This is a genomic window from Pseudomonas sp. Soil_N_39 (genome assembly GCF_057655955.1).
The window spans coordinates 1-20069 of the sequence record NZ_JBDGLI010000028.1 but is presented as its reverse complement, the minus strand read 5'-3'; the positions used below and the strand labels follow the sequence as shown (position 1 = coordinate 20069).

Annotated in this window: 16 protein-coding genes; 5 read left to right on the top strand and 11 right to left on the bottom strand. The window is 60.6% G+C overall.

Annotated features, from left to right (window positions below; genetic code table 11):
- Window positions 1–41: 41 nt before the first annotated feature.
- Window positions 42–695: an HAD family hydrolase gene (locus tag AC3A5O_RS27445; protein ID WP_122566963.1), complete on the top strand. Its 654-nt coding sequence runs from the start codon at window positions 42–44 to the stop codon at window positions 693–695.
- 151 nt (window positions 696–846) lie between these two features.
- Here the strand turns inward: AC3A5O_RS27445 and AC3A5O_RS27440 are convergent, their stop codons facing one another.
- The 3 genes from AC3A5O_RS27440 to AC3A5O_RS27430 form a co-directional block, all read right to left on the bottom strand.
- Window positions 847–1635: a DUF2182 domain-containing protein gene (locus AC3A5O_RS27440; RefSeq protein ID WP_487753959.1), complete on the bottom strand. Its 789-nt coding sequence runs from the start codon at window positions 1633–1635 to the stop codon at window positions 847–849.
- A 2-nt stretch (window positions 1636–1637) separates the two neighbouring features.
- The gene (locus tag AC3A5O_RS27435; protein ID WP_122566961.1) at window positions 1638–2273 is read right to left on the bottom strand and encodes a DUF1326 domain-containing protein; all 636 of its coding nucleotides are present in this window, start codon (window positions 2271–2273) and stop codon (window positions 1638–1640) included.
- Window positions 2274–2704: 431 nt separating this feature from the next.
- Window positions 2705–3667, bottom strand: coding sequence for a zinc-binding dehydrogenase (locus tag AC3A5O_RS27430; protein ID WP_122566960.1), 963 nt, complete (start codon window positions 3665–3667; stop codon window positions 2705–2707).
- A gap of 139 nt (window positions 3668–3806) precedes the next feature.
- On the opposite strand from AC3A5O_RS27430, the gene AC3A5O_RS27425 reads away from it, so the two are divergent.
- Window positions 3807–5885: a carboxy terminal-processing peptidase gene (locus AC3A5O_RS27425; RefSeq protein WP_163006778.1), complete on the top strand. Its 2079-nt coding sequence runs from the start codon at window positions 3807–3809 to the stop codon at window positions 5883–5885.
- Window positions 5886–6003: 118 nt separating this feature from the next.
- Window positions 6004–7791, top strand: a complete 1788-nt coding sequence (locus AC3A5O_RS27420) for a bifunctional diguanylate cyclase/phosphodiesterase (protein ID WP_305468046.1) — start codon at window positions 6004–6006, stop codon at window positions 7789–7791.
- 134 nt (window positions 7792–7925) lie between these two features.
- Here AC3A5O_RS27420 and AC3A5O_RS27415 read toward each other — a convergent pair whose 3' ends face one another.
- The 8 genes from AC3A5O_RS27415 to bamJ form a co-directional block, all read right to left on the bottom strand.
- Window positions 7926–8342 carry a hypothetical protein gene (locus AC3A5O_RS27415; RefSeq protein ID WP_487753958.1) on the bottom strand — a complete coding sequence of 139 codons (417 nt, stop codon included), beginning with the start codon at window positions 8340–8342 and terminating at the stop codon, window positions 7926–7928.
- Window positions 8343–8401: 59 nt separating this feature from the next.
- Window positions 8402–8824 (bottom strand): hypothetical protein, encoded by a 423-nt coding sequence (locus AC3A5O_RS27410; RefSeq protein ID WP_487753957.1) that lies wholly within the window; start codon window positions 8822–8824, stop codon window positions 8402–8404.
- A gap of 21 nt (window positions 8825–8845) precedes the next feature.
- The gene (locus tag AC3A5O_RS27405; RefSeq protein ID WP_487753956.1) at window positions 8846–13636 is read right to left on the bottom strand and encodes an RHS repeat-associated core domain-containing protein; all 4791 of its coding nucleotides are present in this window, start codon (window positions 13634–13636) and stop codon (window positions 8846–8848) included.
- A 186-nt stretch (window positions 13637–13822) separates the two neighbouring features.
- Entirely contained in the window at window positions 13823–14224 is a 402-nt protein-coding gene (locus AC3A5O_RS27400; RefSeq protein ID WP_122569180.1) for an SEL1-like repeat protein, read from the bottom strand.
- A complete protein-coding gene (locus AC3A5O_RS27395) occupies window positions 14225–14596 on the bottom strand; it encodes a hypothetical protein (RefSeq protein ID WP_003179080.1) in 372 nt (123 codons plus the stop codon).
- On the bottom strand, window positions 14593–14934 hold the full coding sequence (locus AC3A5O_RS27390) for a helix-turn-helix domain-containing protein (protein WP_053124879.1): 342 nt from the start codon (window positions 14932–14934) through the stop codon (window positions 14593–14595). Before AC3A5O_RS27390 ends, AC3A5O_RS27395 begins: the two co-directional genes overlap by 4 nt.
- Window positions 14935–15036: 102 nt before the next feature.
- Entirely contained in the window at window positions 15037–15492 is a 456-nt protein-coding gene (locus AC3A5O_RS27385) for a YkvA family protein (RefSeq protein ID WP_122569181.1), read from the bottom strand.
- A 293-nt stretch (window positions 15493–15785) separates the two neighbouring features.
- Window positions 15786–16499: a BamJ family beta-barrel-assembly machinery protein gene (bamJ, locus tag AC3A5O_RS27380; protein WP_030142016.1), complete on the bottom strand. Its 714-nt coding sequence runs from the start codon at window positions 16497–16499 to the stop codon at window positions 15786–15788.
- 269 nt (window positions 16500–16768) lie between these two features.
- Between bamJ and AC3A5O_RS27375 the strand changes: the two genes are divergently transcribed.
- Both AC3A5O_RS27375 and AC3A5O_RS27370 read left to right on the top strand, forming a co-directional pair.
- On the top strand, window positions 16769–18574 hold the full coding sequence (locus AC3A5O_RS27375) for a di-heme-cytochrome C peroxidase (protein ID WP_487753955.1): 1806 nt from the start codon (window positions 16769–16771) through the stop codon (window positions 18572–18574).
- A gap of 31 nt (window positions 18575–18605) precedes the next feature.
- Window positions 18606–19742, top strand: coding sequence for a catalase family protein (locus tag AC3A5O_RS27370; protein WP_460082374.1), 1137 nt, complete (start codon window positions 18606–18608; stop codon window positions 19740–19742).
- The last annotated feature ends 327 nt before the right edge of the window (window positions 19743–20069 follow it).

Sequence of the window (20069 nt, the reverse complement as noted above, 5' to 3'; positions counted from 1 at the left end):
TTGTTGATTTTGAAGCTGATCTTGAAAAGGGAAACACGCTGATGGCCTTGGCAATTTTTGATCTGGACGAAACCCTGATCCACGGCGACTGCGCCACCCTCTGGAGTGAACAGATGGGTCGCCTGGGCTGGGTCGATCCCGAGTCGTTCATGCGGCGCAACAACGAGCTGATGGACGCCTACAGCCACGGCAAGCTGAGCATGGAAGAGTACATGGACTTCAGCCTGGAACCGATGATTGGCCGCACGCCCGAAGAGATCGAGCATCTGGTGGCGCCGTGGGTGGAAGACTTCATCGAGCCGATCATCTTCAGCGACGCCACCAAGGCCATCGCCGAACACCGCAAGGCCGGTGACCGGATCCTGGTGATCTCGGCCTCTGGCACGCACCTGGTCAAGCCGATTGCCGAACGCCTGGGCATCGACGAGATCCTGGCGATCGAACTGGAAGTGCTTCATGGGGTGTACAGCGGCCAGACCGTCGGCACCCTGACCTATCGCGAAGGCAAGATCACCCGGCTGCTGGACTGGCTGGATGCCGAGGAAGAGAACCTGGAAGGCGCTAGCTTCTATTCCGACTCGCGCAATGACCTGCCGTTGTTGCTCAAGGTCGATCACCCGCACGTGGTGAACCCGGACCCGGTATTGAAGGCCCATGCCGAATCGGCCGGGTGGCCGATTCATACCTGGAAATAAGCACTGCACAGCCCCAGGAAGAACACTCGGATTATGTGGCCAGGTGCCCTCTGTGGGAGCGAGCTTGCTCGCGATAGCGGTGGATCGGCCGGCATTGATTTGGCTGACACACCGCAATCGCGAGCAAGCTCAGCTCCCACAGGTTCAGCCCCTAGCCCAGCAACAGCCACAGGCTCCAGCCAAGCAACAACACACCGCAGATACGACTAAGCCAGAGTCCCTGCGGCAGGTTTTTCTCCAGCAGAATGAAGGCACCGATCACTGCCACCCAGAGCAGGTTCATCACGCCGACCACGAACAACAGTCCCATCAAGGCCCAACAGCAGCCCAGGCAGTAAGCGCCATGGGCCAGGCCCATGCGCCAGCCGCCGAGCACGTCGGAGCGCCAGTAGCTGAGAAGAAAATGCAGCGGCCCGCGACAATGTTCAAGGCAGACCGCCTTGCTTGGCAGCCACTGATAGACGCCTGCGACCAACAGCAGGCCGGCGCCCAACGCGGTACTGCTGACGCGCATCCCTGGACTGAGCAAAGTGAGCTGCTCGAGCGCCCATTGCAACGCCGTGGCGCCCAGGGCGAAGCCAGCCCAGACCAGGCCATAGGCGCTGCAGAACAGCAGCAGGGCCAGGTATCGCTGCGGTGCCGGCATGCGCTTGCGCAGCATCTGCTGGTAGATCAGCAGCATCGGCAGGGCACTGGGCAGCATCATGCCGATCATCATCACCACCCACATGGCAAACATCAGCAGCGCATCGGCCAGGCTCCAGGGCATGACCATGCCAGCCATTGCCGCATCAGCCATGCCGCCCGGCGCGCTCATGTCACCGGCCATGTGCAGCAGCACCAGCCAGGCCAGGGCGGTCAGCGCAAGCAGGCAGGCCAGGAACAGCAACTGCTCGCCTGTCAGTCGCCTGCTCTGGGCCGCCACCTGAGGTGCTGCCATCTTTACGGCTCTATGCCATGGCCAGTGAAGTGCACATGGGCGAGGTGGCTATGACTGTCTTGGGATTGTAGCTTGAGGGCCGAATGCGTCTGGTAACTGCCGCTGGCGACCTCAGCCTCAAGGAATTCGAAGCCGTTGGGCAGGGATAGCCGGACTCGATGAGGTGAACCGTCGATCGGGCTGCGGATCGGCTCGCCGCTGGCCTGCAGCACGCCTGGAATGTCCAGGTGCGCCAAGCGTTGATCGACATCGATAGACAGAGTAATGGGCACGAACTGCGGTTCGAACACTTCACTCATGGTGCTGCTGAACACCTGGAACACGTTGGCCCCAGGGTCGCTCTCCAGACCAGAGAGGATGGTCAGCAGAGCCTGACGTTGCGCCTCGTCGGCGCGTTCATCGATGAACACCTGACAACTGCCGTTGCCCTCATGAATGGCACCCGGCCAAGCGAAGGTGGCGGCCCAGCACAAGCCTTCCAGCGTCACCTGATTGAAATACCCGTGTTCCACTCGCATCGACGCCACCGCCTGGCAGTGGCCATGGGTCGGTGGTGCGTCGAATTGACAGGGGCAGCCCCAATTGCAGTTGCAGGCAATGAATTCGACGCCCTGCATGCGCCATTCGGTGATGGCCATGATCAACCTCTTCACCTGGCGGGTGAAATGAAAGCTGCGGTTACCCCATCCCTCCATTAATTAACGCTAGCAGGACGCGCGCATCGGATACCGGCTGCCGACCAAAGGTCGGCCTGCCCGTGGTCGCAGGTCAAAGGTGAAAATTGGGGGGAACACCGACTCTGCGAACGTCCGAAGCACCATGTGGGAGCGGGCTTGCTCGCGAAGGCGCCAGCACATCCAACCTCAATGCAAACTGACCCACCGCTATCGCGAGCAAGCCCGCTCCCACAGGGGATTTGGGGTGAATACCGGTTCTGTGAGCACCCAAAGATCCATGTGGGAGCAAGGCTTGCCCGCGATGGCGGCCGCACATTCAACATCACTGCAAGCTGATCCACCGCTATCGCGAGCAAGCTTTGCTCCCACAGCTCCGCACCCAGCTCCGGGAGTCAGCTCAAGCTCTCATCGATCAGCAACACCAACTTGCCGGACACCTGGTTGGTTGCCAGTTCCGCGAACGCCGCTTCGGCGTCCTTGATCGCGAAGGTCCGGGCCAGTTGCGGGCTGAGGCGTTTGTCGGCAAACAGCGGCCACACCTGTTGCCCCAGCTCACTGATCAGGTCGGCCTTGAATTGCTCGTCGCGACTGCGCAGGGTCGAGCCGAGCAGTTGGATACGCTTGCCCAGCACCTGGGCCAGGTCGAGCTCGGTCGAGCGCCCGCCCATCAGGCCGATCAACACCCAGCGGCCGTCAACTGACAAAAGTTTCACGTTGAGTTTGGCGTAGTTGGCGCCCACTGGATCGAGGATCACGTCGAAGGGACCGAGGTCGTTCAAACTCTCCAGGCCATCGGTGCGCACCACGCCCCCCTGGGCGCCCAGGGCCTCGCAATAGGCCAGCCGCTCGGTCGAACCGACACTGACCCAGCACGGGTTCCCGAACGCCTTGCACAGCTGGATCGCGGCCGAGCCGACGCCGCTGGCCCCGGCATGCAGCAGCACTTTCTCGCCCGGCTTGAGCCCGGCCAGCTGGAACAGATTCAGCCACGCGGTGCTGTAGACCTCAGGCAGCGCGGCCGCTTCAGCCAATGACAAGCCCTCGGGCACCGGTAGCACATGGCGGCCATCGACCACCACCTCCTCGGCCATCCCACCGCCGGCCAGCAACGCGCAAACGCGGTCGCCCACCTGCCAGGACGAGCCCGGCCCGACCTCGCTGATCACCCCGGAACATTCCAGCCCCAGCACCTGGCTGGCGCCGGGTGGCGGCGGGTAAAGCCCGGCTTTTTGCAACAAATCGGCCCGATTCAGGCCGGCAGCCGCCACACGGATGCGAACTTGCCCGACATCACACGCCGGACTTGGCTCATCAGCCCATACCACTTGGCCTTCAACGCCTTGCAATGCTTTCACGGTGCCTCCATAGTGAGTCTCGACTGGGCCCGCTGCTTCAACGCCGGGCTTTCTTGCATTATGCGCCCGGGCCACATGGAACCGGCGACTTCAAAGACGGCCTAATATGCGTTATCAATTGTCCCTGCGTCGAATCAGCATGAAGCACCTGTTCCCCAGCACCGCCCTCGCGCTCGTCATTGGCCTCGGCCTGTTACCGTTGTCGAACGATACGTTCGCAGCCAACAGCTGGGACAAGCTCCAGCCCGATCGCGACGAAGTGATTGCCAGCCTGAACGTCGTCGAATTGCTCAAGCGCCATCACTACAGCAAGCCGCCGCTCGATGACGCGCGCTCGGTCATCATCTACGACAGCTATTTGAAGCTGCTCGATCCATCGCGCAGCTATTTCCTGGCCAGCGACATCGCCGAATTCGACAAGTGGAAAACCCAGTTCGACGATTTCCTCAAGAGCGGCGACCTGAACGCCGGGTTCACCATCTACAAGCGCTACCTGGACCGCGTGAAGGCGCGCCTGGACTACGCCCTTGCCGAGCTGAACAAAGGCGTCGACAAAATCGACTTCAATGCCAAGGAAACCTTGCAGGTCGACCGCAAGGACGCCCCTTGGCTCAAAAGCACAGCCGAACTCGACGACCTGTGGCGCAAACGCGTCAAGGACGAAGTGCTGCGCATGAAGATCGCTGGCAAGGATCCCAAGCAGATCCAGGAAACCCTGACCAAGCGCTACAAGAACCAATTGGCGCGCCTGGACCAGACCCGCGCCGAGGACATTTTCCAGGCGTACATCAACACCTTCGCCATGTCCTACGACCCGCACACCAATTATCTGTCGCCGGATAACGCGGAAAACTTCGACATCAACATGAGCCTGTCCCTGGAAGGCATCGGTGCCGTGCTGCAGAGCGACAACGACCAGGTGAAAATCGTGCGCCTGGTCCCGGCGGGCCCTGCGGACAAGACCAAACAGGTCAGCCCGGCGGACAAGATCATCGGTGTCGCCCAAGGCAACAAGGAAATGGTCGACGTGGTCGGCTGGCGACTGGACGAAGTGGTCAAGCTGATCCGTGGTCCGAAAGGCTCGGTGGTGCGCCTGGAAGTCATCCCGGCCAGCAATGCGCCGAACGACCAGACCAGCAAAATCGTGGCCATCACCCGTGAAGCGGTGAAGCTGGAAGAACAAGCCGCGAAGAAATCGATCCTCAACCTCAAGCAGGACGGCAAGGACTACAAGCTCGGCATCATTGAGATCCCGGCCTTCTACCTGGACTTCAAGGCCTTCCGCGCCGGGGATCCGGACTACAAGAGCACCACCCGTGACGTCAAGAAGCTGCTGACCGAACTGCAGAAGGAAAAGGTCGACGGCGTGGTCATCGACTTGCGCAACAACGGCGGCGGCTCCCTGCAGGAAGCCACCGAGCTGACCAGCCTGTTCATCGACAAGGGCCCGACCGTGCTCGTGCGCAACGCCGATGGCCGGGTGGATGTGCTGGAAGACGAAAACCCGGGCGCGTTCTACAAGGGACCGATGGCCTTGCTGGTCAACCGCCTGTCGGCGTCGGCCTCGGAGATTTTCGCCGGCGCCATGCAGGACTATCACCGTGCGCTGATCATCGGCGGCCAGACCTTCGGCAAAGGCACCGTGCAGACCATCCAGCCGCTCAACCACGGCGAGCTGAAGCTGACCCTGGCGAAGTTCTACCGGGTGTCCGGCCAGAGCACCCAGCACCAGGGCGTACTGCCTGACATCGATTACCCGTCGATCATCGACACCAAGGAAATCGGTGAAAGCGCCCTGCCCGAAGCCATGCCGTGGGACACCATCCGGCCGGCGATCAAACCGGCCGTGGACCCGTTCAAGCCGTTCCTGGCCCAACTCAAGTCCGACCACGACGCGCGCTCGTCCCAGGATGCGGAGTTCGTGTTCATCCGCGACAAGCTGGCCCTGGCGCAGAAATTGATGATGGAAAAGACCGTCACCCTCAACGAAGCCGACCGTCGCGCGCAGCATGCCGATATCGAGGCCAAGCAACTGACTATGGAAAACCTGCGTCGCAAAGCCAAGGGCGAAGAACCGCTCAAAGAGCTGAAGAAAGAGGACGAAGACCTGATCACCGAGCCGGAGAAAACCAAGCCGGAAGACGATGCCTACCTGAGCGAGACCGGGCGAATCCTGCTGGATTACCTGAAACTCAACACGGCGATCGCCAAGCACTAAGATGATGGCCATTTAATGGTGATGCTCGTCGGAGTGTCATCAAACTGACATCAGTCTGTCGTGAAATACAGGACTGGGTGCCCCGCACCCGGTCCTTTTTTTATCGCCAGAGATTGCCATGACCACGACAGAACAGCTGGGTGCCTTGAGTTCGATCCTGGCTCAAAGCAGTTTGTACAGTCTGTTCCAACCGATCATCTGCCTTTCCGAACGGCGCATCGTGGGCTATGAAGCCCTGACCCGCGGCCCTTCCAACAGCCCGTTGCACTCGCCCATCGCACTGCTCTCCGTAGCGCGCCAGGCCGGACGCCTCAGCGAGCTGGAACTGGCCTGCCGCCGCAGCGCCTGCCAACGCTTCAACGAGCAAAAACTGCCGGGCAAGCTGTTTCTCAACGTCTCGCCCGAGTCCTTGCTGGAATCGGCACACCAGACGGGGCGCACGCTGCAACTGCTGCAAGACTTCGGCATCTCACCCAGCCAGGTCGTGATCGAACTGACCGAACAGACCCCCATCGATGACTTCCAGCTCCTGCAAACCGCCCTGCACCACTACCGGGCCATGGGTTTCTCGATTGCCCTGGACGACCTTGGCGCGGGTTATTCGAGCTTGCGGTTGTGGTCCGAATTGCGACCCGACTATGTGAAGATCGACCGACATTTCATCGACGGCATCCATCAGGACGCCCTCAAGCGCGAGTTCGTGGGCTCGATCCTGAAGATCGCCCGGGCCTCCCGCGCCCAGGTGATTGCCGAGGGCATCGAACTGCCGGAAGAACTGGCGGTGCTGATCGAAATGGGCGTCGACCTGGTCCAGGGCTATCTGCTGGCCCGCCCCCAGGAACAACCGTCACGCGATGCCAGGGCGCTGATGCCCAGGCAGGACAGCGGCGTGGCAGCGCTGAATGATGAGGTCAACGACCTCGGTGCGCTGCTCAACGAACAGCCGGCGGTGGCCCACAACACGCCAACCGCCACCGTACTGGAGGCGTTCCGGCGCCAGGCCAACCTCAACTCCCTGGCGGTGCTGGACAATCAGAACCAGCCCTGCGGCATCGTCCATCGCCATTCACTCTCGGACGCCTTGCTCAAGCCCTTCGCCACTGACCTGTTCGCTCGCAAGCCCATCAGTCGGCTGATGAGCGATGACTTCCTGGCGGTGGAGTTGAACCAGTCGCTGCAACAAGTCAGCCGCCTGATCACCAGCCGCGCCCGACAACGTATCGAAGAAGACTTCATCATCACCCTCAACGGCGGCTACCTCGGCCTGGGCCGGGTGATCGACGTACTCAAGCTCATCACCGAGCTGAAAATCCAACAGGCCCGCTACGCCAACCCACTGACCCTGCTGCCGGGCAACGTCCCGATCCAGCAATGCCTCACGCGCCTGCTGCAACAACGGCAGGAATCGGTGATCTGCTACGTGGACATCGACAGCTTCAAGCCCTTCAACGACATCTACGGCTACGGCCGCGGCGACGAAGTCCTGCTGTGCCTGGCCCAATGCCTGAACGAACGCATCGACCCCAGCCGCGACTTCGTCGGACACATCGGCGGCGACGACTTCCTGCTGGTCCTCGGCCCGGAAGACTGGCGCAGGCGCCTGGACCAGTTGCTCGGCGACTTCCAGACCCACTGCCGCCGCTTCTACCGCCCTGAGCATTTAGAGGCGGGATGTTTTACGGCATTGAATCGACAGGGCATTCGGCAGGAGTTCGCGTTGTTGTCGCTGTCGATTGGCGTGGTGCACCTGCGCGCCGAGGCCTGTGAAGCACTGGACGCCAGTCAGTTGGCGGAACTGGCCTCGCAGGCCAAGCACCATGCCAAGGAGATTTTGGGGGGGAGTGTGTATCTGGTGGAGGGGTTGGCTGAGCGGGAGGCTGTGGTGGGGTTGGGTGTTTCGGTGTAAGTCGGTTCGCGTTAGCGCCTCGCCACGGCCCGAATGCCTGGCGCTACCCCTGTGGCGAGGGAGCTTGCTCCCTCGCCACGAAAAGCGGTTTGGTGGTGTGTTTAGCAATAGGAACCTCATTATCTACTTCTGGCCTACCAAGTAGATGGATCCTCAAGGGCTGCCTTTCTTAGATCCTCCTTCCAAGTTTCTTTTGCCAACACATAAACATCTTGAAAAAACCCTCTAGAATTTTTCAAGTTATACCACTCCCCTCGAGGCCAGCTACCCGCGCACTCCTCGTCTATCTCAAACAATTTTTTAAAGTCAAAATTCGGTTCATTAAGCTTTTCACCCAAGAAACTCACCAGCACATACTTATGTCTATAGGATAGACATTCCAAACCCAGACCATATTTAACAATCAGCTCCGACCTGTCCTCCTCATTATTAGGATCGTAGACTGCTAGTATTGCCCCAAGAGTCTCTTCTCGATCGTACACGTCAAACTGCCCAATAAACCACATAAGCTCAGGAAAAAAATCTTCTTTTAGAAAAGGGTGTCTAAGCATTCTTCTTATTTGTGAGAGCGGTATTGCATTCTAGACGATTTCAGAAGTTCAAGCCGATATCACCACACCGAAGTGTCTTCCCTAGCAGCCCTCGAAATGTCAGTTCTCCAAATATCATTCGCCACATTAAAAATCTCCTCAAAAAAGCTACGTGGCGTATCAATTTCCGATGCAGACCAAGGCGAAGGGGATGGCTCATCCGCCTCGTAGTCATATTCAAATGCAGAAGAAAAATCGTAATTTTTATCTGCTAATGCATTCTCCAACCTTTTGATAAGTAAAAATTTATGCCTATATGACAAGTACTCCTGCTCCTTGATAATATATTTTTTTATTATTTCCACCCGATCCACCCTGCTATTTGGATCAAGTCTCAACAACTCATTTCTGAATTCGCGATCACTATACTCAGTCTCAAGCCCCGCCAAAAACATGTCAACGGTGGGCTCGTATGGCAGCTCAGTGAATGGAGCTTTCAACATAACTGACTCCTCATACATTCATTAGTCAATAGGAAATGCAGTAAAAGGCCTATCCACCTCTTCCTTATCAAACTTAATCTCTGCCCCTTTCATATTTTCATTCAGCATTGGATTTTGACTATCCCTTCTATTGGGTTTATAACCACGACCGGCGCCGGGCAACTCTATCCTAAGAATAGGATTTCCCGCTCTATCGAAGCCCGTGTGGGCGGGTAACCCCCTGGCCTTTCTTGTTAAAGCCTCGTTTAGAGCATGCAGTTGCATCCTCCAACTTCTAAACTGAGAGCTTTTATTTAACCTACCCGGAGCCCCGCTTATTGGATCTGTTCCGTCTATTGCTCGTTGCCTAAGCACGACATCGGGAATGTGGGGCCCATGTTTGTCTATGGTATGCATATCGTATTTTTCCTCCATTTCCACGACTCGTCGCCTAGCGTTTTCTTCAGAAAGCTCCTGAGTTCTGGCCCGCCGCTGCTCCGCCGTCATCGGCAGCCGCGGCTCCCCCTCATCCACCCCAACCTTAACCGCCGGATCCTGCTCCCCAACCGCCGGCCTACACCCGCCCTTCCCTGGACAGTCCACCAACCCCAACGGATCCACCCACCCCGTCGGGTTCAGGGTGTACCGATACCCATTAAGCCCTCCCGCCAGTTTGCTCGGGTCGGGCGTCAAATAGCGGCCGGTTTCGGGATTGTAGTAGCGGTGGCGGTTGTAGTGCAGGCCGCTTTCGGGGTCGAAGTATTGGCCCGGGAAACGCAGGGGCTGTTCCAGTGGCTCACCGTCACCGTGCTGGAGCTCGGTGACTTGGCCGTAGCCGTTGTAGCGCGCCGACCAGACGATCTGGCCGGCCGGGTTGGTCAGTTCCTGGGGTGTGCCCAGGTGGTCGAGGTGGTAGTAGAACGATGTGGTTTTTTCCGGGCCTTCGCCCTCAAGTAGGGCCAGTGGACGGAAGCTGCCCGGTTCGTAGACGTAGCTGCGGTGGTGGTGCGGGCTGTTTTCGGCGACGAGCTGGTCGCCCTGCCAGAAAAATTCCGTGGTCAGGCCGTCCACGGTCTTGCTGATGCGTCGGCCGAAGGCGTCGTAGCGGTAGGACGTTTCGCGACCATCGGCCGTGGTGACGCCGATCAGGCGGTGTTGGCTGTCATAGCGGTAGGCGCTGACCAGGGCTTGGCCGCGGCGTTCGCGGATCAGGTTGCCGAAGGCGTCGTAGTCGTAGTGGCGGTCGCCCTCCCGCAGCAGGCGGTTGCCCTTGACGGTGGTCGGCCCGGGACGGTCCTGTATCAGCAGGTTGCCGGCCGGGTCGTGGCTGAAGTGTTCCGGCGGCTGGCTGTGGGAAAAGTCGATGCGGGTCAGGCGATCCAGCGGGTCGTATTGGTAACTGCGGCGGTTTCGGTGGTCGGAAAGGGTCTGGAGGTTGCCTCTGGGGCTGTAGGCATAGTCGCGCCAGAACAGTTGCTGCTGTGAGCTCTGCCAGACGGTCTGAGCCTTGAGGCGGCCTTGTTCGTCATACGTGTAGTCACTGAGCAGCCGGCCCTGCTGGCGTTGCCGTTCGCGGCCGCCGTCAAAGCGGTGTTCGGTCAGGCGCGTGCCGTTGAGGTCGATGGCGGTCAGCGCGCCGCCTGGGCTGTGGTGATAGTCGAGCTGGCTGTCGTCCGGCAGGCGCAGGTGGTTGAGGCGCCCGCAGACATCGTAGCGATAGCGCAGGGTGCCCCAGCCTTGGTGCTCAGCGATCAGGCGGTCTTGGGCGTCGTATTCGAAGGCCAGCGGATGGTCGCTGCCGTCGTCGACCTGGACCAGCCGGCCCAGGTCGTCGTAGCGATACTCGATGGCCTGGCCGTCGGGCAAGGTCTTGACCCGCAGGCGCCCGGCCGCGTCACGCTGGTACCGGGTGACCCATTGCAAGCCGTCCTCGCCGTGCTCGGTTTTTTCCAGCAGGTGGCCGTTGAGGTCGTAGGCGTAGGCGGTGCGTTGGCCGTCGAAGCCGATCTGCTGTCGGATCAAGCCGTTGGGCGTGTAGTCCAGCTGATATTTTTCGCCGGATTCGTTTTCAATTTCCGTCAGCAACAGCCGCGCCGAGTCGTAGCGATACTTCACCTCGCTGCCGTCGGGGTTCAGGCGGCGGCTGACCAGGTGCAGGTCGTCGGCGTATTCGTAGCGGGTGGTCCGGCCCTGCTCGTCACGCTCGGCGATGACCTTGCCGTAAGCGTTGTAGCTCCAGGCCCGGGTGGCGCCGGTGGGCAGGGTCACTTGCAGCAGGCGGCCAACGGCGTCCCATTGATAGTGCGTGAGGGCGCCGTGTTCGTCCCGACGGCTGAGCAAACGCCCCAGGGCGTCGTAGGCAAAACACCGGCGACCGCCGTCGGGCAGGGTCTCTTCGGTCAGTTGGCCCAGGCGACTCCAGGTGAAGCGATGTTCGCCACCGTCCGGGTCGTACCGCGCCAGCAGTTGCCCATGGGCGTCGTAGGCATATTCCGTACGCTGGCCGTGCGGGTCGATGCTGACGATCACATCGCCCCGGGCATTGCGCCGGTAGGTCCACACGGCTTTGCCACGGGAACGGGTATGCAGGAAACCGTTGCGGTATTCGTAGGACGTTGGCGCCTCGTCTGGAGGAATCAGCGCCACTAGCCGTCCGACTTCGTCGTAGCGGTATTCGCTGACCGCCCCCAGCGGGTCCTGTTCGGCGATCAACCGGCCCTGTTCGTCATAGGCCTTGAGGTGCTCGCCGCCGTCGGGCTCGACCTTGCGCACCAGCCGCGCCCGATCGTCGTGGACATACACTTCCTGGCTGCCATCCAGGTGCCGGACTGTGACGCTGCCGTCCTCGCCCCAGGTGTAGCGACTGTCCATCTGCGCAAACGAGGCCCAATGCCGGACGCAGCGGGACGCCGCCCCGACGCCTTGCCACTCCCAATAAAAACTCGCCCCGCCGGCCAGTTGCCGCTGGAGAATGACGTGCTGGTCGTCGTAGTCGTAGCGTTCGCTTTCACCGGCGGCATTGGTCGCTTCGATCAGTCGGAAACGTCCGTCGTAGCGGTAGGACACCAACGTCTGTTCGGTCCGCCAGGCTTCGTCGAGGGTGAGGGCCGGGTGGAAGCTCTGGTAGTCGACGGCGATCAGGTGGCGCTGTTCGTAACGCAGGCGCAGGGAACGCCCGGCGCCGTTGTCCAGGCGGCTGATGTCGCCGTGGATGTTGCGCTGGAGGGTCAGGCGATTGTCGTAGCGGTCGCTGAGGGCGATCAGATGGCCGTCGCGAAAGTGTAGGAACGGGGCGTTTTCCCCGGGCTGGGCGACGATCAGTTCGTCCGCCTCGGTGCCCAGGTAGATTGCCGAGCGGGCCAGGCTGTTGTGGATCGCCGGACGCTGGGTGGTGGGCCGGGGGAAGGTGGTGCGGCGGTTTTCCTGGTCGATCCAGATGACCTCCTCGCCTTCGATCAAAAGGCGATGGGCCAGGGCATGGCTCCAGCCGCGGCCGAGGCCGACGTCCAGGTCGGCGGCGCTGGTGCGGTACAAGCGGGTGAAGACGAACGGCAAGCGGCCATCGAGGGTGCCGTCGTCCAGGGTCAGCAGTTCTTCGCCGGTGACCATCGACACCGGGCAGCCGCTGGTCTGGGTCTGGGCGGAGGTGTCGGCGCTGTCGCCGTTGGGGTTTTTCGATTGGGCGGGGGCGTCGTCGTGGGGTTCGTGTTTTTTCAGCGTGGTGTTGCGCTGTGCATCCCAGCGCAGTTGCATCCGACCTTTTTTTATTCCCGCCGCGATGCCGCGTACCGCCACGGTTTTGTAGCGGTCCACGTAGGTCATGAAGCCGTTGACCACCGCGAAGATCGCCTTGACGAAACGCTGCACGGCGTTCAGCAGGCTAGCGCCGTGCCTGGCCAACCGCATCGATAGATAGGCGATCCCAGCGCCCGCCCCGGCAAAGGTCAAGACCACGCCGATCAGCAAGTCGATCACCAACTGCACCACCACGGTCGAGAGTGCTTCGGCCGTTTCGCCGGCAACCTCACTGGGCGGCAACATGTCCAACCAGAGACTGGCGGTGCGCACCAACAGGCACAACGCCGCTTCATCGCTGGCCAGCAGTTGCAACCTGGCCATCAGCTGCGGTGTTTTTTCCGCCAGGTCCTCCAACTGTTTGGCGCTTTCGCCCAACCGCTCTACAAACTGACCCGGATCCTTGAGGATGTCCGACAGCAGGCTGACGCTGTCCCACACCCCCTCGATCGCCGCCCAACTGCCAGCGAGCAACCCGTTCCCCACCGCAGCCGCCGATGTCGCCAAGGACTGCTGGGCCCATCGCGGCTTGAAGCCTTGCCACTCGCCCCGTAGCCAGTCCGTCAGATCGCGGGTCAAGCCATCGTAGGAAGAAAACAGGCTCTCGATGTGCCGGGGAGACACCTCGCCCTGGACATGCACCCGATAGGACTTGCCCGCCTCCCCCTTGAAGGTCCCGAGACCCTGGGCGTCCAGAATGACCGGCGTCACCTCGCCGCTGTCCACCGCCACCACATCCACCACGATGCCGCCCAGCGGGATGTCGTACACCGACTCGAACTTGCTCTCGATCGTCATCACCCCGCCCAGGGGGCACTGGACGACCGTGGAGAGGAAATCATCGTCACCCGTGCTGACGGCGGTGGTGCTGTCGCCGACGCGGATCAACCGCTCCATGCCCATCAGCGAGGGCAAGTCGACCGCATGGCTGGCCCGGTCCGCCGCCCGGCTGTACCAGCGTTCGAGTTGCTCGCGGTAGACCGACAGGGTGTCTTTGAAGCTGTCGAGTTCCTGCTCGATACGGTTCACCTGCTCCATCAGGACAGGGCTCGCGCAAGGGCCGGCAGGAAAAAACGGTCGAACATGGGCAGCGTCTCGCAGCACTCAGGGAGCGCGAGACTGTGCCGGGGATGACGGGGGAATTAAGTCAGGGGAACGGGACAAAGGATGTAGGGCGATTCGCTAAATTCACCCAACTGCACAACGAATAGCCTGTGGATAACGCTAGAGATCGCGCGCTTCGAGGGCCTTGAGCTTGATCTCGGCCAACGGGTGCCCGGCTTTCGCCGCCAAGGTCCACCAGCGTGCCGCCTCGACCGGGTCCGGCGCTTTGCTGGTGGTACCGGCCAGGCTGATCACGCCGATCTGGTAGGCGGCCTTGCCATCACCGGCCAATGCCGCCAATCGCAGCAGCCGCACCCCTTCTTCACGGGCGCCCAGCCCTTGGCCGCGAAACGTGAGGATGTGCCCATAAAAGCTTTGCGCACCGACATCACCCAGGTTCGCCATGCGGGAGAACTGGCCCTCGAGCCAGGCCCAGCCACGCGGCTGGCGGACAAACCAGGACCAGTGAAACAACCGACGCGCCAGCCAGTAACCGAGCCGCGCCTTGAGTCGCCAGAGCACTCAGGCCTCCGCCGACTCGGGGTATTCGTATTCAAACACCCGGACCACTTCCGAAGCGTGCCAAGAGGCGGCGGCCACCCCATCGGAAGGCCCGGAAAAGCGGCCCAGGCGTTCAACGCATTCGAAGAACCCCGTGCGCGGCAACCGGCTCGCGCCCTGGCTGATCACCAGGGAACTGCGCAACGGCTGTTCTGCCCGGGCGTCCAGCGCCGCCAGGTGTTCAAGGGCCGCGGTCAAGGTCTGCATGGCCGGGCTGGGCAGCTGCAAGCGCTCCAGCAAGGCGCGGTAAGTCAATAAATGGCGCTGGCGACGCGCCTGGTCCAACTCACCCAACAACCCATCCCAATGCTGCCGACTGATGCGTACGCTCACGATTCTTCCCTCCAACCCGGCACCGTCAACTCCCAGGCCAGACTGCGCCGAATCGCGGCATCGGGCTGTCGCTCGCCGCTCTCGATCAAGGCCAGATAAGACGGGCTGATACCTACCGTGCGGGCCAACGCCTCAATGGCGATGCCCTTCCCTTCGCGCAAACTGCGTAATTGATCCAGACCAGGGAGAACCTGGCCGGGTGCCGCCGCGTGACGGACTGTCGCTTCGCGCGGCGGAGCTTGATCGATGCCTGCTGCTTTCAACAACGCTTGGTACTGATCCCACGGCAAAACCGCGTACTCGGGCTCTCCGTCACGTGTGATGATTTGAATATCCATGTCTACCCCGTAGGACAACAACACTTAGCGAGTCAGCCTTTTTCCTTGGAAGTGTAATCCTAAATGCTGGCTAAGGTCGCGGGGTGATGAATTCTCAGGGGATCAGGGCTTTTTCTGGCCTTGGAGCTGGAGTTGTTCCGGGGTATCGGGAAGCCTTTCGACCTGGGCCAGTTTCTCGGGGGATTGCCGATAACGCCAGGCGCGGAATGCCTCGAGTTCAACGTCGAGGGTTTTCATGACCCACGCCAGCACGGCGATGTCGTCGAACATGCCAAACATCGGCAAAAGGTCGGGAATCGCATCCAGGGGGCTGAGGAAGTACATGAGGCCGGCCACTACCGACAACATCGACTTGGCGCTGACCGCACGGTATTCGCCGCGCCAATAGGCCAGGCACAGGGCCTGCAACAGGCGCAGGTCCTCCTTGAGCTTGCCCAGCCGCCCGCCCTCCCGCGCACCTTTGCTGGCGACGGCGAAGAGCAACGTCGGCAATCGACCGCGGGCCAGCAGGCGGCCTGCCAAGGGCAGAAATCGCGCAAAATTCCACGGGGCCTTCATTTTTTCTCCCACTGAAATGTTATCCACACAAATTGTGGATAACCTTGTGAACAGAGCTGCATTTCACCGCTGAAGGCCCCGTTTCATAAGGGCCCGGCTTAGATCGGGCGTTTTTTACTCACATAAAAAAACCCAATATTTCATTGACTTGACCGGCTGACTGCGTCTAGAGCAGCGCCTGTACTGCCTATGACTGTAGCCTGCCTTATGCGTTCGGTTTTTTTGCCATTTGCCGCCGCCCAGATGCGACAACGCCCCGCATAAGCGAGGCGTTGTCGTTATAGCAGACGCGATTACTTGGCTGCGTCTTCTTTTGCCGGATCCTTGATCGCCAGCAGTTCCAGGTCGAACACCAGAACCGAGTTGGCCGGAATGGCCGGGCTCGGGCTCTGGGCGCCGTAGGCCAGGTCGCTCGGGATGTACAACTTGTACTTCTCGCCGACGTGCATCAGTTGCAGACCTTCGACCCAACCCGGGATCACGCCGCTGACCGGCAGGTCAATCGGGCTGCCACGCTCAACGGAGCTGTCGAACACGGTGCCGTTGGTCAGCTTGCCGGTGTAGTGAACGGTCACCACGTCAGTCGGCTTAGGCTGTGCGCCATCGGCTTTCTTGACCACTTCGTATTGCAGGCCGGAAGCGGTGGTGGTGACACCGGCTTTCTTGCCGTTTTCCTCGAGGAATTTCTTGCCGGCGGCTGCCGACTCTTCGCTCATCTTGGCCATGCGCTCTTCGGCACGCTTTTGCAGCGCGGCAAAGGCTTCGACCAGTTCTTCGTCTTTCAGCTTCTGTTCTTTCTTGCCGACGGCATCTTCGATGCCCTGGGCAACTGCTTTGGAGTCCAGGTCATCCATACCTTCCTGAGCCAGGCTTTTGCCCATGTTCAGGCCGATACCGTAGGAAGCTTTCTGCGCCGGGGTTTTCAGCTCTACGCTGGTCTGCGAGTCGCAACCCGCGAGTACCAGGCCAACCAGGGCCACCGCCGCCGCCAACCGATGCTGTTTCATGCTATTTCCTTGTTCATGCGCCTAAAGGGCAATCGAATAAAGCCGCGAGCTTATCAGGCGGCCACGACCAATGGCTACCGGCATGTGAGCCACAAAGTGATGATAAGTTCAGGTCAGCAAACGCTTTTTAATCCTGGACAAATGAAGCATCTGTCATCTGTTACGTACAGGGACACATTGCCCCTCCCTCACAGGCCAAGCGTCATGGCCACTTGCCCGGCGCGCAACACTGAGGCATAAGGGCTTATCAAAAAAACAAGGACGTTACCGTGCGCCTTCTCTCTCGCATTCTCTTGCTGCTTCTCACACTGCTGATCGTCGCCGTGGCCGTGGTGCTGTATTACGTCGCCAATCCTCGCTTGCCGTTCTATACGCCCGTCGAACAGGTGCACTACCTGGACCAATGGAGCGCCGCCGAGCGCCAGACGTATTACTTCACGCCCCAGGGCACCCAGGTCAAAGGCCTGCGCTACGACTGGTTCACCGCCCTCGAATTGCCGTTTTCGCAACAACGCTTCGCCTCGCCGGAGTATCTGGCGCGCTTTGGCTTCCTGATCGACCCGGCAAAGAAAGCCTCGCCCGACAATCCCGGCAACTTGCCGGTAGGGTTTGCCCGACACCAGAACCCGGGCAGCACCGACCAATTCCTGGATATCACCTGCGCGGCGTGTCATACCGGCGAATTGCACTTCAAGGGCCAGGCGATACGGATCGATGGCGGCTCGGCCCAACACGTTCTGCCTTCCAGTGTTCCTACGCTACGCGGTGGCAGTTTCGGACAGGCATTGGTCGCCAGTCTGGCGTCTACCTACTACAACCCTTGGAAATTCGAACGCTTCGCCCGCCAGGTACTGGGCAAGGACTACGACGCCCGCCACAAAGAATTGCGCAAGGCGTTCAAGGTTTCCCTGGACACGTTCCTCAAGACGGCCTGGAACGACACCCACCGCGGCCTCTACCCCACCGAAGAAGGCCCCGGGCGTACCGACGCCTTCGGCCGCATCGCCAATGCCAGCTTCGGCGACGCCATCTCGGCGGAAAACTACCGGGTCGCCAACGCTCCGGTGGATTACCCGCAGTTGTGGGAAATGTGGACCTTCGACTGGGTGCAGTGGAACGGATCGGCCCAACAACCGATGGCCCGCAACGTTGGTGAAGCGCTGGGGGTCGGCGCGACGCTGAATTTCTTCGACGCCCAGGGCAAACCGCTGCAGGGCGACGCGCGATACCCTTCCAGCGTGCGCGTGCGTGACTTGAACAAGATCGAAGAGACCCTGCAACTGCTCAAACCCCCCGTGTGGCCGGAAGCGTTGCTGGGAACGATCGATAAACCGCTGGCCGCCAAGGGCCGGGCCCTGTTCGCCGAAAACTGCGCCGGCTGCCATGTGCCCAAAGTGGTCCAGGGGCCTGACAGGCCGATGCAGCAATTGCACATGCTGCCCGTGCAGGTGATCGGCACCGACCCGGGCACCGCCAATAACATCGCCGACCACCGCTTCGACCTGACCAGCCTGCAGTGGGACCCGGCCGAGCTGGCGAAGCTGGACGTGCAACTGCACCCGACCCCGACGGAGCCGCTGGACCTGAGCCGGCTTTCGGTCGCCAAAGGCCTGGCCTACGTCACCGCCTTCGTCGAAAACCGCGCTTACCGCGATGCCGGCGTCACCCCCGCCGAGCGCCCGGCCCTGGACGGTTTCGGCCTGCCCATTGGCGTGCGTGAACTGCGTGCCTACAAGGCCCGGCCGCTGGCGGGTGTCTGGGCCACGCCGCCGTTCCTGCACAACGGCTCGGTGCCGACGATCTACCAACTGCTGTCCCCTCAGGCTGAGCGGGCGGCCACGTTCTATAAAGGCAACTTCGAATACGACCCACGCCACCTGGGCTATCGCACCGAAGCCTTCACCAACGGCTTTCTCTTCGACACCCGGATTACCGGCAATCACAACAGCGGGCATGAATTCCGTGCGGGTGAGCGTGGTAACGGCGTCATTGGCCGCTTGCTGCAACCGCAGGAGCGCTGGGCTTTGCTGGAGTATTTGAAAGTGCTGGGCGGGCCATTGGAGTCGCAACTGTAATGATGAATCTCACCGGTAAAAGGATGTTGGCATGTTGATCACCCTCTGGCTGCGCCTCGGCGCCTTTTTAGGCAAGACGCTCCTGTGGCTGCTGGGTATCGGGTTGCTCGGCTGGGCCCTGTCCACGGCCTGGTTTGCCTGGCAGCACAGGGGACCGGTCCCGGACAAGGAACAGGTTGCACCCGGCGAAGCCGCCATGACCCAGGACATCATCCAGACCGCGATCCGCATCGTCGATCAGCACCGCGAAGGCACGCGTTACCTGCGCGACGCCCATGCCAAGGCCCATGGTTGCGTCATGGCCGAAGTCCAGGTGCCGAGCGACCTGCCGGTACCGTTGCGCCAAGGCGTGTTTGCCGAACCGGGCAAGACTTGGCAGGCAACGATCCGCCTGTCAAATGGCAATGCTTATCCGCAATTCGACAGCCTGCGCGATGCTCGAGGGATGGCGATCAAGCTGATGAATGTACCCGGCAAGCAATTGCTGGCGGACCGGCAATCATTTGGCGAGCAGGATTTCGTGATGTTCAATCATCCGAACTTCTTTGTCAGTGATGTCGCCGAGTACCGTCAGAATGTGGCCGCTCAGGCTGACGGGAAGAAGGCGATGGCTTTTTTTCCGAGCCTGGACCCGCGCAGTTGGCAGATCCGTCATTTGTTCATCGCTCTGGCGACACTCTCGCCGGCTCCGGCCAGCCCGACCCAGACCACTTATTTCTCGGTATCGCCTTATAAGTTTGGCGAGGCCAACGCCAAGTTTCGCGTCGCGCCGGATCCGGACAGTTGCCCTAGCTACATCCTGCCGCCCCAGAACCAGGACCTGCCGAACTTTTTGCGTAGCGCATTGAATCAGCAGTTATCCACAGACCGGGTGCCGGCGTGTTTTGTCTTGCAGATCCAGCGTCAGGATCCGAGCAAGTACATGCCGATTGAAGACACCAGCATTGAATGGCGGGAAAGTGATGCGCCGTTCGAGACCGTGGCGCGCATTAAGGTGCCGGCTCAGGATTTTGATACGCCCAAGCTGAATCTGGCTTGTGATAATCAGTCGTTCAATCCTTGGTTTGGGATTGAGGCGCATCGGCCTATTGGTGGGATCAATCGGTTGCGTAAAGCGGTGTATGAGGCGGTCAGCGATTATCGTCATCGGCGTAATGCTGAGCAGTAGATGGGGGGGCGTATATCCGTTATTTCGGTAACGGCTGCTGACGGTTCCGCTCTTAAAGCGGGTCACTTTTGACTGGGCCGGCTTCCGGGCTCTTCAAAAGTGACCCGCCGTCAGGGCGGAACCCTAAGTGGCCATAACCGCAGCAACGGATATACACACAAAAAAAGAACAAAAAAAACGACGCTCTTCCCTCGAAAAGGAAAAGCGTCGTTTCTAGTAGCCACCTGGCGTTCAGCATTCCAGATAACCGAATATGGCGCAGCGGACGGGACTCGAACCCGCGACCCCCGGCGTGACAGGCCGGTATTCTAACCGACTGAACTACCG

Bases quoted from the DNA above. Each gene is read 5' to 3' on its own strand.
- AC3A5O_RS27445 (WP_122566963.1), top strand. From the start codon at position 42: ATGGCCTTGGCAATTTTTGATCTGGACGAAACCCTGATCCACGGCGAC.
- AC3A5O_RS27440 (WP_487753959.1), bottom strand. From the start codon at position 1,635: ATGGCAGCACCTCAGGTGGCGGCCCAGAGCAGGCGACTGACAGGCGAG.
- AC3A5O_RS27435 (WP_122566961.1), bottom strand. From the start codon at position 2,273: ATGGCCATCACCGAATGGCGCATGCAGGGCGTCGAATTCATTGCCTGC.
- AC3A5O_RS27425 (WP_163006778.1), top strand. From the start codon at position 3,807: ATGAAGCACCTGTTCCCCAGCACCGCCCTCGCGCTCGTCATTGGCCTC.
- AC3A5O_RS27420 (WP_305468046.1), top strand. From the start codon at position 6,004: ATGACCACGACAGAACAGCTGGGTGCCTTGAGTTCGATCCTGGCTCAA.
- AC3A5O_RS27415 (WP_487753958.1), bottom strand. From the start codon at position 8,342: ATGCTTAGACACCCTTTTCTAAAAGAAGATTTTTTTCCTGAGCTTATG.
- AC3A5O_RS27410 (WP_487753957.1), bottom strand. From the start codon at position 8,824: ATGTTGAAAGCTCCATTCACTGAGCTGCCATACGAGCCCACCGTTGAC.
- AC3A5O_RS27405 (WP_487753956.1), bottom strand. From the start codon at position 13,636: ATGGAGCAGGTGAACCGTATCGAGCAGGAACTCGACAGCTTCAAAGAC.
- AC3A5O_RS27390 (WP_053124879.1), bottom strand. From the start codon at position 14,934: ATGGATATTCAAATCATCACACGTGACGGAGAGCCCGAGTACGCGGTT.
- AC3A5O_RS27385 (WP_122569181.1), bottom strand. From the start codon at position 15,492: ATGAAGGCCCCGTGGAATTTTGCGCGATTTCTGCCCTTGGCAGGCCGC.
- bamJ (WP_030142016.1), bottom strand. From the start codon at position 16,499: ATGAAACAGCATCGGTTGGCGGCGGCGGTGGCCCTGGTTGGCCTGGTA.
- AC3A5O_RS27370 (WP_460082374.1), top strand. From the start codon at position 18,606: ATGTTGATCACCCTCTGGCTGCGCCTCGGCGCCTTTTTAGGCAAGACG.